Annotated in this window: 8 protein-coding genes; 2 read left to right on the plus strand and 6 right to left on the minus strand. The window is 61.1% G+C overall.

Annotated features, from left to right (window positions below; translation table 11 throughout):
* Positions 1-87: 87 nt before the first annotated feature.
* From EKD05_RS16960 to EKD05_RS16985, 6 genes are all read right to left on the minus strand, one after another.
* Positions 88-2340: a DUF5682 family protein gene (locus tag EKD05_RS16960; protein WP_129674877.1), complete on the minus strand. Its 2253-nt coding sequence runs from the start codon at positions 2338-2340 to the stop codon at positions 88-90.
* A 6-nt stretch (positions 2341-2346) separates the two neighbouring features.
* Positions 2347-3426 carry an AAA family ATPase gene (locus tag EKD05_RS16965; protein WP_129674879.1) on the minus strand — a complete coding sequence of 360 codons (1080 nt, stop codon included), beginning with the start codon at positions 3424-3426 and terminating at the stop codon, positions 2347-2349.
* Positions 3427-3552: 126 nt separating this feature from the next.
* Positions 3553-5109, minus strand: a complete 1557-nt coding sequence (locus EKD05_RS16970; protein WP_129674881.1) for a DUF5691 domain-containing protein — start codon at positions 5107-5109, stop codon at positions 3553-3555.
* A 299-nt stretch (positions 5110-5408) separates the two neighbouring features.
* The gene (locus EKD05_RS16975) at positions 5409-6725 is read right to left on the minus strand and encodes an SWIM zinc finger domain-containing protein (protein ID WP_129674882.1); all 1317 of its coding nucleotides are present in this window, start codon (positions 6723-6725) and stop codon (positions 5409-5411) included.
* 122 nt (positions 6726-6847) lie between these two features.
* Positions 6848-7885, minus strand: a complete 1038-nt coding sequence (locus EKD05_RS16980) for an RNA polymerase sigma factor RpoD/SigA (protein WP_129674885.1) — start codon at positions 7883-7885, stop codon at positions 6848-6850.
* Positions 7886-8174: 289 nt separating this feature from the next.
* The gene (locus EKD05_RS16985) at positions 8175-9107 is read right to left on the minus strand and encodes a pseudouridine-5'-phosphate glycosidase (RefSeq protein ID WP_129674961.1); all 933 of its coding nucleotides are present in this window, start codon (positions 9105-9107) and stop codon (positions 8175-8177) included.
* A gap of 488 nt (positions 9108-9595) precedes the next feature.
* Here EKD05_RS16985 and EKD05_RS16990 point away from each other — a divergent pair, with 488 nt between their 5' ends.
* Both EKD05_RS16990 and EKD05_RS16995 read left to right on the plus strand, forming a co-directional pair.
* The gene (locus tag EKD05_RS16990; RefSeq protein ID WP_129674887.1) at positions 9596-11137 is read left to right on the plus strand and encodes a hypothetical protein; all 1542 of its coding nucleotides are present in this window, start codon (positions 9596-9598) and stop codon (positions 11135-11137) included.
* A gap of 299 nt (positions 11138-11436) precedes the next feature.
* Positions 11437-12699 carry an ArgE/DapE family deacylase gene (locus tag EKD05_RS16995; protein WP_129674889.1) on the plus strand — a complete coding sequence of 421 codons (1263 nt, stop codon included), beginning with the start codon at positions 11437-11439 and terminating at the stop codon, positions 12697-12699.
* Positions 12700-12878: the final 179 nt, after the last annotated feature.

A 12878-nucleotide genomic window follows, 5' to 3' on the forward strand; every position in this document is an offset into this window, starting at 1 on the left:
GCCGTATCTTTGCTGGTCAACAACGCCAGCTACGTTGGCGTTGTTGACCAGCAAAGGAACGATTCTGGGACTTGCGCTTCAATCTAGCTACCTCCGCGTCACGATCAGTTGCACCCGTGCGAGCGCTGCGGCGGCGCGGGTGTGGTCAAGCTGACTGGATGCTTCAAGCGGGCGTGCGCCGGGTGCCTGCTTGATACGCTCGCCAAGCAGGTGGCGTTCGTGTCGTGTGAAGGTAGCAAAGGTGCGCCGTAAAAGCGGGACGATGGTCTGGAAGGACTCGTCGGTGAGGGTGCCAAGCCAGGTATCAATGAGGTGCCAGAGTTGTTCGTCATGCACGATGAACATGCCACTACCCTGGAGCAAGCCCTCGATCCAGGCGGCAGCCGCCGTGGGTGGCTGGGCCGACGAAAGGGCCTGGCTCAAGAAACGCGCTGCTGCGTCGTTGCTCAAACGCTCGGCGTCGAGCAGCAGACGACATGCTTGCCCAGCGAGCAGGCCGTGTATGTGCGACGCATGCACGAGTTGGGCCAGGGCGGTGAGCCATTGCTCACGTTGCGCAGACTGTCCAAGCAGACCAATGGCTGCGTTGGTCGCCGCAATGCGCCGACTCATCGTGGCAGCGGCTTCGTCGTTGACATTGGTGCAGACATTGCTTAAGCCGATGCAGATCCGCGTGACCATGCCGTCAACAACGATAGCAATGAGACTCGTGTCAAGCTCGCGGACGCTGCCGTACCGCAGGCTGTTGACGAGGCTGCTGCGTGTCTGCCCATCTTCACTCGTCAGCGCATCCATCAGCTCTCCGGTGTCACCTGTGTGTGTGGCCCGCCGCTGGAGCAGATCCATCAGCGGGGAGATTGCGTCAGGCAGATCGGCAAATAAGGCTTTATTGACAATCGAAACAAGATCACTCAGCACATCACTCTTGCCAGCGCGGTCGAGCGTGCGTGCCGTTGCCGCCCCGCGTACTGTCGTGCCCCAGATGGCGGCTTCGATCAGGGCAACATCAAACGCTGGTTGCCATTGCAGCCACCAAGTCTCGCGGAAGGTTCCAGTGCTAGTCACTTCGCCCGGCTCGGCCCAGGCCAGGCCGAGCAAGTTCAACTGGCGCACCAGGGCGCTCTGTTCGCGGTGATTGGCTTTGCGCAGATCCAGTTCGACCAGGCGCCGCTCGGCAGTTGGTTTCATGCGGAGCCGCCGCTGTTGTTGGCGGAGATCTTGTTGCAAGGGGACGAGCGGGGTTTCGTCGGGGATGCTACCGATGCGTTCGCCGACGATCAGTTGTTGGTGAATGAGGCGCATCGGGGCGTCGCTGCCGGTGCAGAAGACCGCCCGCGCTGCTTCTTCAAGTTCGCTTAGCCCTGGCACGGGGTGTTCACGCAGCGCCGCCAGCGCTTCGGCGAGGCGCACCGCTTCGATGACATGCGCCGATGAGGCGTCGAGGTCGTGGTGCCGCAACAACCAGGCGACGCGGGTCATCCATTGGATCGTGACTGCCGTTGCATCGTGGGCCGCCTCACCCATCGCCCAGAGATGATCGTACCACCCTGGCGAGGCAATACCGGCACCATACCCACTGGCAAACGTGAGGCGTCCGTAGGTCCAGGGGGCGAGCGTTGCCGCGGTCTTGACTTTGGGCAACCCTTTGAGCAACATGTCATCAGCACGGGCACCGTCCAGTGAGACAAGGGCCGGTGCGTGCCATGCCCCACAGACGACCGCAATGCGCTGGAAGCCCTCGCGGTGGGCCTGGCGGAGGGTACGGCGCATCCAGGCTTCACGATAGGCCTCGTGCGGGTCGGTTGGCGTCGGCTGATCCTCGCGCAAAGCGCTCATCGCTTCGAGGACCGCGCTGAAGATCGCCGCATCATCGCGGCGCTGCTCGACCAACTCTTCCCACCAGCGTTCGCCATCGCTATAGCCTGCCGCGTGGGCAAGGGCCCCAAGAGGATCGTTGGCAGGAGCAAGGATTGGTGAAACATCAGCCAGACTGTGAGCCTCCCCGGTTTTTTCCAGTGCGAACTGATGGAACTGCGGCAGATCCATACAGCGCACAGGGATCTGGTGAAGCAGGGCATAGGTAATTGCCTGAAACTCGGGCGAAAAGCGGGCAAAGGGATAAAAGACGGCCTGATCGGGGCGCTCGGTGGCATAGATGAGCAGCGCGATGGGTGGCTCGAGCTCGGGATGGGCGAGCAGGGACAAGATCGCGTCGGCCTCGGGCGGCCCTTCGACCAGAACAAGATCGGGGGCAAGCGCCGTCAAGGCCCGGCGCACACTGCGTGCCGAACCAGGCCCGTGGTGGCGAATGCCAAAGATGTGGTGAGTTGCGGGTGCCATAGTGCCTCAGGCAAGTTCACGACAGGCGCGGTAGAGATCTTTCCAGCCTTCGCGTTCTTTGACAACAGTTTCGAGATATTCGAGCCAGGCGACGCGGTCTTGAACCGGATCTTTGATCACGGCGCCAACCAGCACGGCGGCCACATCGCCCGCTCGCAAGGCGCCATCACCAAAATGGGCTGCGAGCGCCATGCCGCTATTGACCACCGAAATCGCCTCGGCTGTGCTGAGCGTACCGCTCGGTGATTTGAGACTTGTCCGGCTATCGGCGGTCATCCCAGCGCGTAATTCACGGAAGATCGTCACAATCCGGCGGATCTCTTCGAGGGCTGGCGGTTCGCCGGGCAACTCTAGGGCACGCCCGAGGCTCGTCACGCGTTGTTGCACAATCTCGACTTCTTGTTCGAGGCTATCGGGGAGCGGCAGCACGACGGTATTGAAGCGGCGCTTGAGCGCACTCGAAAGCTCGTTGACGCCACGGTCGCGATCGTTGGCGGTCGCGATCAGATTGAAGCCCTTGACGGCCTGCACTTCACTGCCGAGTTCGGGAATAGGCAAGGTTTTTTCGGAGAGAATCGTAATCAACGAATCCTGCACCTCGGCAGGAATGCGGGTCAACTCTTCGACGCGGGCAATTTTGCCCTCTTGCATCGCCCGCATCAACGGGCTGGCGACGATTGCAGCGGCACTCGGGCCATCGGCGAGCAAGCGGGCATAGTTCCAGCCATAGCGGATCGACTCCTCGCTGGTGCCGGCGGTACCCTGGACAAGCATCGTCGAATCGCCGCTCACCGCTGCCGCCAGATGTTCCGCAACCCAACTCTTGGCGGTTCCGGGCAAGCCGATTAGCAACAGACCGCGATCAGTCGCAAGGGTGGCGATAGCCGTCTCGATCAGTCGGCGCGACCCGATATATTTGGGCGTAATCGTCGTCCCGTCGGGCAACTGCCCACCGAGCAAGTAGGTCGCCACGGCCCACGGCGAGAGACGCCAGCGTGGCGGGCGTTGGCGTTCATCGTGGGCGGCGAGCGCCTGCAATTCATCGGCATATTGCTGTTCAGCGTGTTCGCGAAGAAGAGTGGTCATGGTTGGTTTTCCTTGTTGTGCTGACGCACGAGAGAGATTCTGTTTGTGCGTTGTTGGCGGCAAAGCCGCCAACAACGCACAACATGTCCATGGGTGCGCAACCCTAAGAGACTGGGCCTGTGGCCCCTAGAAAACTTCCGCGATACGGCGACGCAGGTGCAATCGCTCGGTATATGTAGCGGCTACCTGTTGCCAACGGAAGTGTTCCGCCATCTTCAGTGGAATTATACGCGCCGCTTCATCAGCCAGTTCAGGCGGAACAGCTTCGACTAGCAGATCGAGGGTACGGTGAAGGCCGTCGTTCTTTTGCCCATCGGCTGGATTGATACGCGCCAACTCACAAGCAAAGTCATCGAGAATGGCTCGGCCAAGCTGATTGCTCCAGGGCGTGATGCGGGCTTCGAGCAGCAGGCGCGTGAGGCCATCGTGTGGTACTTTCTGATTGGCCTTGAGCATCGTGAAGACAAGGGCTTCACGCTCGGCTGTTGGAATCAAGGGTAAAAGAGGAAAAACGTTGATTGCCTCCGGGCTTTTCAACCCATATTCAACCAGGGCGCGTGCCCACGCTGCATCACGAAAGGCCAGCGTTGCCGTAATCCACGCTTTGAGCATCGGCTCGCGCCATTCTTTGGGCATCCGTGTTTCAAGCAGGGTGCTAGGCGAACGCGACCATGCTTGGCACCAGGCCGACGGTGGCGTGCGCGCAACGATGGCGATCAGCCACCAGGTACGCTCGCCAAGCCCAGGCGGCGGTTCGAGACTGATGCCGTCACGCTGCATCGGCTCGTCGCATGCTGCGGGCAGTTCGATGCTCAGTTTGGCGAACAAGCCGCCACTATACCGCAACAGCGCCAGCGCCCGCCCGGTCATCCGCTGCGCCAGGCGGGACTCTGGCAGGGTCGCCAGCAAGGTGGCAGCTAGCTCACGCACGCCTTTGCTCCGGTCATCAAGGGCCGCTTCGAGGAACGGCTCATCGGCACTACTCAAACCAACCTGCAGCGCCTCAAGCAACGCCTGGCGCTCGTCGGCCTTCTCTTGCGCCCAGGTCGCCTCGATGAGCGAACGGGCGAGCGCGGGGCGGTCGGGGCGCAAGATCTTCAAGAGCGCCAAGCGCTCGTCACGGGTAGCCACGTCCCACGCAGCCTGGAGCGATGCCACATCTTGCGCGGCCACCGCTGTCTCACTGACCGACGCAAAGGCCCACCCCGGATGGAAGTTGGCGAGCCAACGGCCCCGTTGACCAACCACCTTGATCAGAAGAGGTTGCAGATCGGGCGAGGTTCGGGCGCGTTCGAGCAATGCAGGCAGAAATGGTGGAGGAATCCGCACCCCGTGCGCAACGGCCCTGGTCAACCACTCACTCAACAGTGAATCTGGCTGACCCTCAAGCACCTGCGCCAACAGATGGGCCGCTTCTCGTCCACAGATTAGTTGGATCTCATCGGGAGCCGGCGCAACGGGTTCCAGTTCAAGCACAGGCGGCAGCGCACCAGTGCGCACATAGAGCGTCGCCGCCGCAGCGGCATCAAGGAGCACCGCCGCCGGATCATTTGCCCTCGGCAACCCGGACACCAGTTCAGCCAGCGCACCAGCAGGAGGTTGCGGCAACTGAGGACGGCGCACCGTCCCCATCAACGCCACCGTCACCAGATCATTCCAATAACGCTGCGGATCACCAATCATACCCACCTCTCTCAATAGTTTGTAACCTACGTTTTCTGCTCTCGGGCTTGGCTTCGACAAGCTCAGCCAACGGCGGATCATGGGCGTTGCGAACGGACGGAGGCTGAGCCTGTCGAAGCCCCCGTTGGTATCAAGAAACGTAGGTTACAAACCACGCAATGGTCTGTAACCTACGTATTCTGGCGTCCTCAGCCGTCCACGAATGAGGGCCACGAATAAACGAATACCGCACTGCAACGCCCATCTTCGTTTATTCGTGATCAGTATTCGTGGTCGGCAGTGCTACCGAAAAACTTCGTTCACATGCAAAAAAACCACCCCTCGGCCTGCACTCCCAGCGGCAGCAACATCTGCCCATCCCATTCGCCTACGAGCGTAAAAGGATGGCCACCTGTCAATGCCAGCAATTGCCAGATCTGAGTGAAGGTGCGGGGCAACGGCAACGTCTGGTCATCGGCGTCGCACAGATACCAACGCTCGTCGGCGGAGGCAAGGCGGCAGGGGCCAATGATCAATAGATAGCGTTCAAGCCAGGGGTTGGCGGCCAGTGCTGCCGCATAGATCCCAATGGCCGCATTGATTGACTTGGCAGGCAGCGGGCCTGGCTCTGTCGGCTGTTCCTCACGGGTTCGTACCAGCGCACGCAGCGGTACTGAACCCGGATAAAAGACAAGCTCACCGGCCAGGAGACTCCCCGGCACCAAGCTCTGGTCAAGGGGGTTGTAGGCCGTGCTAAAACTAAGCACCAGCGCGGGACGCTGTTCGGTCATCCCCCAGAGCCAGGTACGCTGCACGCGCAGGCGCTCTTCATCTTCAATGCGCCGCCCGAGTACCAGCCACTGATCGAAGACACCCTGAGCGCCCAGGAGGAGATCCGCCTGGCTCTGTGTAAAGCCAATAGTTGTGCGCACATCGGCCTGGAGATCGGGGGGCAGGTCATCGAGGTGCGCATAGGCACACGCAAGTAGGTGCAACAGACTCAACTGATCAAGCAGACGGGCTTCCCAACCGACGCCCGATCCCGGCAACAGGGCCACCTCGCGCAGGCGACGGGCCACCCCGGGGGCCTGCGCATCAACCATGCGGCTAGCAAAAGAGGCAAAGAGACCTGCGGCCCCCTCTTGCAAACTAGCCAAGCCCGTTCTAACGCGATCCTCAAGCCAGCGCTCAAGCTCGAGCATCCCCGAAGCAACACGCTTCTCACGCGCGGTTGGCGTACGCAAAGGTGGCTGGTCAAGCTCAGCCAGCGTGGCGGTAGGCGCAGCCTCGGCAGATACCTGGCGACGCGCGGCAGTACGGGTACGCTGTGCGAGCCACTCGACCACCCAATCGGGCGACTCGGTCACAGGCACCTGATCAACCTGATTTGCCAGCAACAACATCAGGGCAAGCGTATGTTTGCAGGGGAGCTTGCGGCTCGGACACGAGCAACGGAAGGCCAGCGTCTCAAGGTCAACCTGGACGCGATACGGACTGGCCCCACTGCCCTGGCACTCGCCCCAGAGGGCGCGGGTATTCGTGCCGCGTGTTGGCCAAAGCTTTGGCAACGCCAGTTTCCTGGCCGCCGTCAACGACGCCGCATCAGGGGCCATGGCTGCAATCTGATCGTCGTGCAAGGAAGCAAGCCTCCGGCTGGGGACTTAGAGGCCTACGGCCCCCAAGAAATTTCCGTTCGCTGAAAAAAGCCAGCGTAGCTGGCTTTTTTCAGCGAACGAAGCTGAATGTGGAGCTACGCCCTCTACTCCAGATAGTCACGCAAATGCTGTCCAATATCGGGGCTACGGAGGCGGCGGAGCGCCTCGGCCTCAATCTGACGTGCGCGTTCACGGGTCATGCCCAGGGCACGCCCAACCTCTTCGAGGGTGCGGCGGCGACCATCGAGCAGACCGTAACGGAGATCAATAATGCGGCGTTCGCGGTCATTGAGGTGGTTGAGAGCCGCCGAAAGATCGCGGCGCAAGAGCTGCGACGAAGCAAAATCGGTTGGCGAGGGCACATCATCATCGGTCAAAAAATCCCCGAGCGTATGGTCGCCCTCATCGCCAACGGGCGTTTCAAGCGAAACCGGGCGGCGGGCGGCCTCAAGCACACGCTGGATGCGCTCAATCGGCTGCCCAAGGGCCAACGCAATCTCTTCAGCAGTTGGCTGACGCTCAAGTGACTGCGCCAGGCGCTCGGTCGTACGTTTCACCTGACCAACCGACTCACTCATATGCACCGGCAAACGGATCGTACGGCCCTGTTCGGCAATTGCCCGGGTCACGGCCTGACGGATCCACCAGGTCGCATAGGTACTAAAGCGATTGCCCTTGCGGTAATCAAACTTCTCGACCGCCCGCATCAACCCGATATTGCCCTCTTGGATCAGATCGAGCAACGAAAGACCGCGTCCCACATACTTCTTGGCAATGCTCACCACCAGGCGCAGATTCGCCTGAATCAAATGACGGCGGGCATCATTGCCACACTGAATATCACGTTCGAGGAGGCAACGAAACTGGAAATCAGGCTCAGCGCCAGCCTCCAGATGAGTCTCGGCTGCATTGCCACGCTCAATCCGCTCGGCAAGTTCAACCTCTTCGCGTGCCGTCAACAGCGACACACGCCCAATCTCCTGGAGGTAATGTTGCACGGCATCGAGCGAGGGCTCGCCAACCCGCCCTCCATTCACTGCAGGAGATGGCTCATCAATATCGTTCAACGCCTCGGTCTCATGCTCCTGCTCCAACGTCTGCGGTTCGGCTAACTCCCAGATCGGGGTTGTTCGCTTGAGCATTGATCCGCGCTCCTAGCTAGGTTCTTAGGGTATGGCAGAGATGCCATGCATGACAGAAAAGCAACATCTGCCTCTCCAAGCTTCAGGCCCAACAGATCGAACCAGTCTCCGGTAATAGCGCCACATCGAACTATTCCAGGGGCCAGAAGTCATTTTTTGTTGCACGCAACAGTGCGGGGTCAACCGCGTATGGGTGAATTGATTTGGGGTTCAAAGCAACTATCTACGATGTTGAGTATAGTTGCGATACCATAACTTGTCAAGGGGGGTTTCACCATTTCTGGCGGAATTATCTTGCGAAAAGAGGAGGAAGGTCGGCATAAGCGATTGCGACGAGCGCGGCGACACGGGCATTCTGGGTAAGCAGCGCCACATTCGTCGCAATACTTTCGCCCTCGGTCTCGACAGCCATCGCCCGCAGCAAAAACGGTGTCACCTCAGGACCGCGGACACCGGCAACGTCAGCGGCAGCGAGGGCGCGTGCCACGGCTTCTTCGACCGTAGAGCGAGGCAACGCGATTGCCTCGGGTGGCGGCACACAGAGCAGCATGCCACCAGGCGCAGCCATCGTCGCCATCGTCCGCTGGGTATGCCAGATCGCCGCAACCTCGGCGGCATCATTGGCGCAAGCATTCAGGCGCAAGCCACTGCTAAAACTATAGAAGGCCGGAAATTCATTGGTTGCAAAGCCAATGACCGGCACACCCAGGGTTTCAAGATATTCAAGGGTTGCCGGCAGATCAAGGATCGCTTTGGCCCCAGCGCACACAACGAGCACCGGCGTCCGCGCCAATTCAGTCAAATCAGCCGACACATCCCACGACAGACTCGCCTGGCGATGCACGCCACCGATGCCGCCGGTCGCAAAGATGGCAATGCCAGCAGCAGCCGCGAGCGCCATTGTTGCAGCGACCGTCGTGGCCCCATCGGCGCGTTGCATCGCTGCCAGCGCCAGATCGCGCCGCGTCAACTTGCGGATCTGCTCGCCGCCAGTCGCAAAACGCTCCAACTCCTCAAGGGTGAGTCCGACTGTCGGCACGCCACGAACCACCCCGATCGTCGCGGGGATCGCACCAGTTGCCCGCACCTCAGCCTCGAGCGCCTGCGCCACCTCAAGATTCTGCGGATACGGCAACCCATGACTGATCAGCGTACTCTCGAGCGCCACGATCGCCCGACCCTCTTCGAGCGCCTCACTCACCTCATCAGCAACTCGTAACAACATAATGGCTCCTATCCTTGATGATTTGAAGCAACGGTGCAAAGGCGCAGTCGTGTGTCAACTAAATGGTGCGTAACGTACGTTTCCTGGCGTCCTCAGCCGTCCACGAATTGGGGCCACGAAGAAACGAATATGCGTCACAAAGCCGGTCTTCGTCTCTTCGTGAGGGTTCTTCGTGGTCGGCCGCGCGCGCCCGCTGGTAGGCCCGAAGCGGGCGGGCCGCCCGCGCTCCCAGGGCTCGCAGCCGTGTCATGCTGAGCACTCGTCAGACCTCACAGGTCTTCGACCGCTTTTGTTGCTTAGGAGCGCAGCGAAACATCTCTGCCGTCGGAACGCTTGACAAAACTCATTGACAGACGACCTCAATCCAACCCAAAGAGGACTACATATAGAGCTAGTATAACATTCCGCGTCGTATGGCTTGCAAAGCGGTGTATCATGGTAGTGTTGCTTGCAAAGTGGTCGTTTCATTAAAGGATTGCAAGGTGATGATGCTACCTACTGTTTCACGCATACGCACAGGCAGTGCGTTGCTACTGTTGTTGACGTTGATGCTGGCGCTTGTGGTGCCGCTGCAAGTGCAGGCGAATGTGCCAACGGTAACGCCCGGTGAGCGCATTCATTTTTACGCCGATGGCTTCAATCCGGGTGAACGGGTTGATTTCTGGGTGACTGGCCCTGATGGAAGAAGTCGCCCCCGTTTCCCGTCGGTAGAAGCCGATGATAACGGGGCCGTGCTCTGGTCATGGGATGTCCCCGCCGATGCCCCAGGTGGACGTTGGACCGCAGTGGCGCGCGGGATTCGTTCTAATCGCCAGGTGCCGACCGATTTCATGGTGGTTGTGCCCAACGCCCCTGCCCAGGTTGCCCAGGCTGAACCTGAGGCAGGTGCGCCAGGGACAACCTTCCGCTTTACGGTGACGGGCCTCACCCCTGGTGACCGTTTTGCGCCCTGGGTGCGTGGCCCGGATGGCCGCGACCGCAATATTGGCCCCGATAGCGAGTCACTGCGCGTCGAGGTTGATCGCGAGGGCCGTCTTGCCTGGACATGGACGGCCCCCGAGGGCACGCTCCCCGGGGCCTGGCGTTCGCTGGCCCGCGCTGAACGCGGTGGAACCGTGCTCGAGGTGCCCTTTGCCGTGACCGGCCAGGCCCCCCCAGCGCCGGTGCGCCAGGTGCAGCCGGTGGTCGGGGCACCAGGAACACGCTTTGAGGTGACGGTGGGCGGCCTGACACCCGGTGAAGTGGCCGGTAGTTGGCTCAATACGCCCGCGGGGGCCCGGGTTGACGGCACACCGTATATGATCGTGGCCCGTGATGGCACGGTGCAATGGACATGGACAGCCCCTGCGAATGCCCAGGCTGGACGCTGGCAGGCGATTACGCGTGGGGCCGATAGCCGCATTGAGGTTGTGCTTGACCTGACGATCACCGGCGCAAATCCTGAGCCAGCGCCGCGCCCTGACGGTGACGGCAGTGTCACTCCAGCGAGTGGCAAACCCTTCGACACCTTCACCTTCACCGCACGTGGCTTCAATCCCAACGAACAGATCGCCTACTGGCCCACCGATGCCGCCGGCGCCTCGGTACCAGTCCTCGAAAAACTGCGCGCCGACCGCGACGGCCAGGTGACGTGGACATGGCAAGCCCCCCGCTTGGTCACGACGGGCACCTGGATCATGACGGCCCGTGGCATGACGAGTCGGCGCGAAGTGCAGATCCCCTTTACCATCGAGGCCCCGTATGTGCCCTTTGCAACCGTAACCCCCGACATCGGCCCGCCAGGAACGATGTTCCAGTTCAAAGCGGTCGGCTTCAATGTCCACGAACAGCTCGACACTTGGGTGGAACGGCCCGATGGCGTCGTTCTGCACGGCACCCGCGACATCAAAGCAATCGGCGATAACAGCGCGAGCTGGGAATGGCGTGCGCCTGATGACGCCCCCGAGGGAACTTATATCATGGTCGCAATCGGACGCGAAACTGATCTGACTTTCAGAATTGAATTCCAGGTGCGGGCCGATCAGTAAGAGGCTGTCTGAAAAGGGTGCCAGCATCGTTCACCACCACGTGGTGTGTCCTTGGAGTGCCGGCTTATGGTTTTCCAGAAATTAATCCGCTCGACCAGACCTCACAGGTCTGCTAGACCTGTGAGGTCGCGCCCGTGTCGCGCACAGACGGTGCGCTGAGCTATCATGCGAGACGATCCCCGGTCGGGGCATCCGCCAGGGGTGCCCGTACCCTGGCGGGTGTCGCCGGGCCGGTCGGGGCGAGGTCTCACGCGGCGGATGGGTTTTAAAGAGCCTCCAAGAAAAGAAGGTGGAAGACTATGAACGCAGATGAAAGAGCCGTCGTTGAGGCAATTGATCAGCAAGGCTTGCTTGCGGCACTGAGCGAACTGGTGGCGATCCCGAGTCTGGGGGGAACTCCAGAGGAGCAAGTGGCGCAAGAGGCGGTCGCTGACTTGATGCGGCGTTGCGGCCTCGCGGTCGAACAGTGGAACCTCGATCTACCAGCGCTCTATGCGCATCCGGCGTGTAGCTGGGAATTGCCCCGCGAGCAGGCACTCGGGGTTGTCGGCAGCCTTGGCAACCCTGGGGCAGGGCGCGATCTGATCTTCAATGGACATGTTGATGTCGTGCCTGCTGGCGATCTAGCAAACTGGAGCTATCCACCCTGGCAGGCAACACTCACCGACGGGCTGATTTATGGGCGGGGCACCACCGATATGAAGGGCGGGCTCTGCTGTGCCATCTTTGCCGCCAAAGCGCTCCGCGATGCAGGCCTTGCCTTGCAGGGTCGCCTGGTGATCCAGAGCGTCATCGGCGAAGAGGATGGCGGACTGGGCACCCTGGCCGCCATCCTCCACGGCCCCCAAGCGGATGGGGCGATCGTGATGGAGCCGACCGAGTTGAAGCTTGCGCCGCTCCAGGCCGGTGCGCACAATTTCCGGTTGACCGTCTATGGTCAGGCGGCCCACGGCTGTGTCCGTGAAGAAGGCGTGAGTGCCATCGAGAAGTTTTTTCCGCTACACCAGGCGATCCTGCAACTCGAACGCGAACGCAACCAACGCTTCCGCCATCCGCTCTATGCGCGCTACACAACCCCGTACCCAATCTGCATTGGTACCGTCCACGCAGGCACCTGGGCCTCTTCGGAAGCCGAGAGTCTGGTTGCCGAGGGGCGTTATGGCATTGCCATCGGCGAAGATCCGCTGGTCGCCCGGCGCGAGCTCGAAGCAACCATTGCCGCAGTGGTTGCCGCTGATCCGTGGTTACGCGACCACCCGCCGCTGCTCGAGTGGTGGGGCGGTACCTTTGACCCCGCCGCAACACCGCAGGATCACCCGCTGGTGCAGACCGTCGCCGCCAGTTATACCGATGCCACTGGCAACCCGACGCGCTTCGAAGGGATGACCTACGGGGCCGATATGCGCCTGCTCGCCAACACCGCCGGCATCCCGACCGTGCTCTTTGGCCCCGGCGATATACGCATCGCCCACCGCCCCGATGAATATGTCACGCTCGACGACCTCCTCAGTTGCACCCGCACCCTTGCCCTCACCGCCCTACGTTTTATCGGCAGCGCCTGAGCAACCCTCCCTTGCCCATTGGAACAGGCACCGCGTACATGGGCAGCGCCTGAGCAACCCTCCCTTGCCCATTGGAACAGGCACCGCGTACGCGGTGCCTGTTCCGATTGGCAAAAATCCCCTCCATGGCATAGAATTGCTCTGGCTTCCCAAGCCATGTATTGGATCAGTGTCCTGAA

Origin of the sequence: Candidatus Chloroploca sp. Khr17 (assembly GCF_004138165.1) — a bacterium.
In the GTDB taxonomy this organism is placed as follows: domain Bacteria; phylum Chloroflexota; class Chloroflexia; order Chloroflexales; family Chloroflexaceae; genus Chloroploca.

Excerpts from the sequence above, each read along its gene's own strand:
- EKD05_RS16960 (WP_129674877.1), bottom strand. The coding sequence starts at position 2,340 with ATGGCACCCGCAACTCACCACATCTTTGGCATTCGCCACCACGGGCCT.
- EKD05_RS16965 (WP_129674879.1), bottom strand. The coding sequence starts at position 3,426 with ATGACCACTCTTCTTCGCGAACACGCTGAACAGCAATATGCCGATGAA.
- EKD05_RS16970 (WP_129674881.1), bottom strand. The coding sequence starts at position 5,109 with ATGATTGGTGATCCGCAGCGTTATTGGAATGATCTGGTGACGGTGGCG.
- EKD05_RS16980 (WP_129674885.1), bottom strand. The coding sequence starts at position 7,885 with ATGCTCAAGCGAACAACCCCGATCTGGGAGTTAGCCGAACCGCAGACG.
- EKD05_RS16990 (WP_129674887.1), top strand. The coding sequence starts at position 9,596 with ATGATGCTACCTACTGTTTCACGCATACGCACAGGCAGTGCGTTGCTA.
- EKD05_RS16995 (WP_129674889.1), top strand. The coding sequence starts at position 11,437 with ATGAACGCAGATGAAAGAGCCGTCGTTGAGGCAATTGATCAGCAAGGC.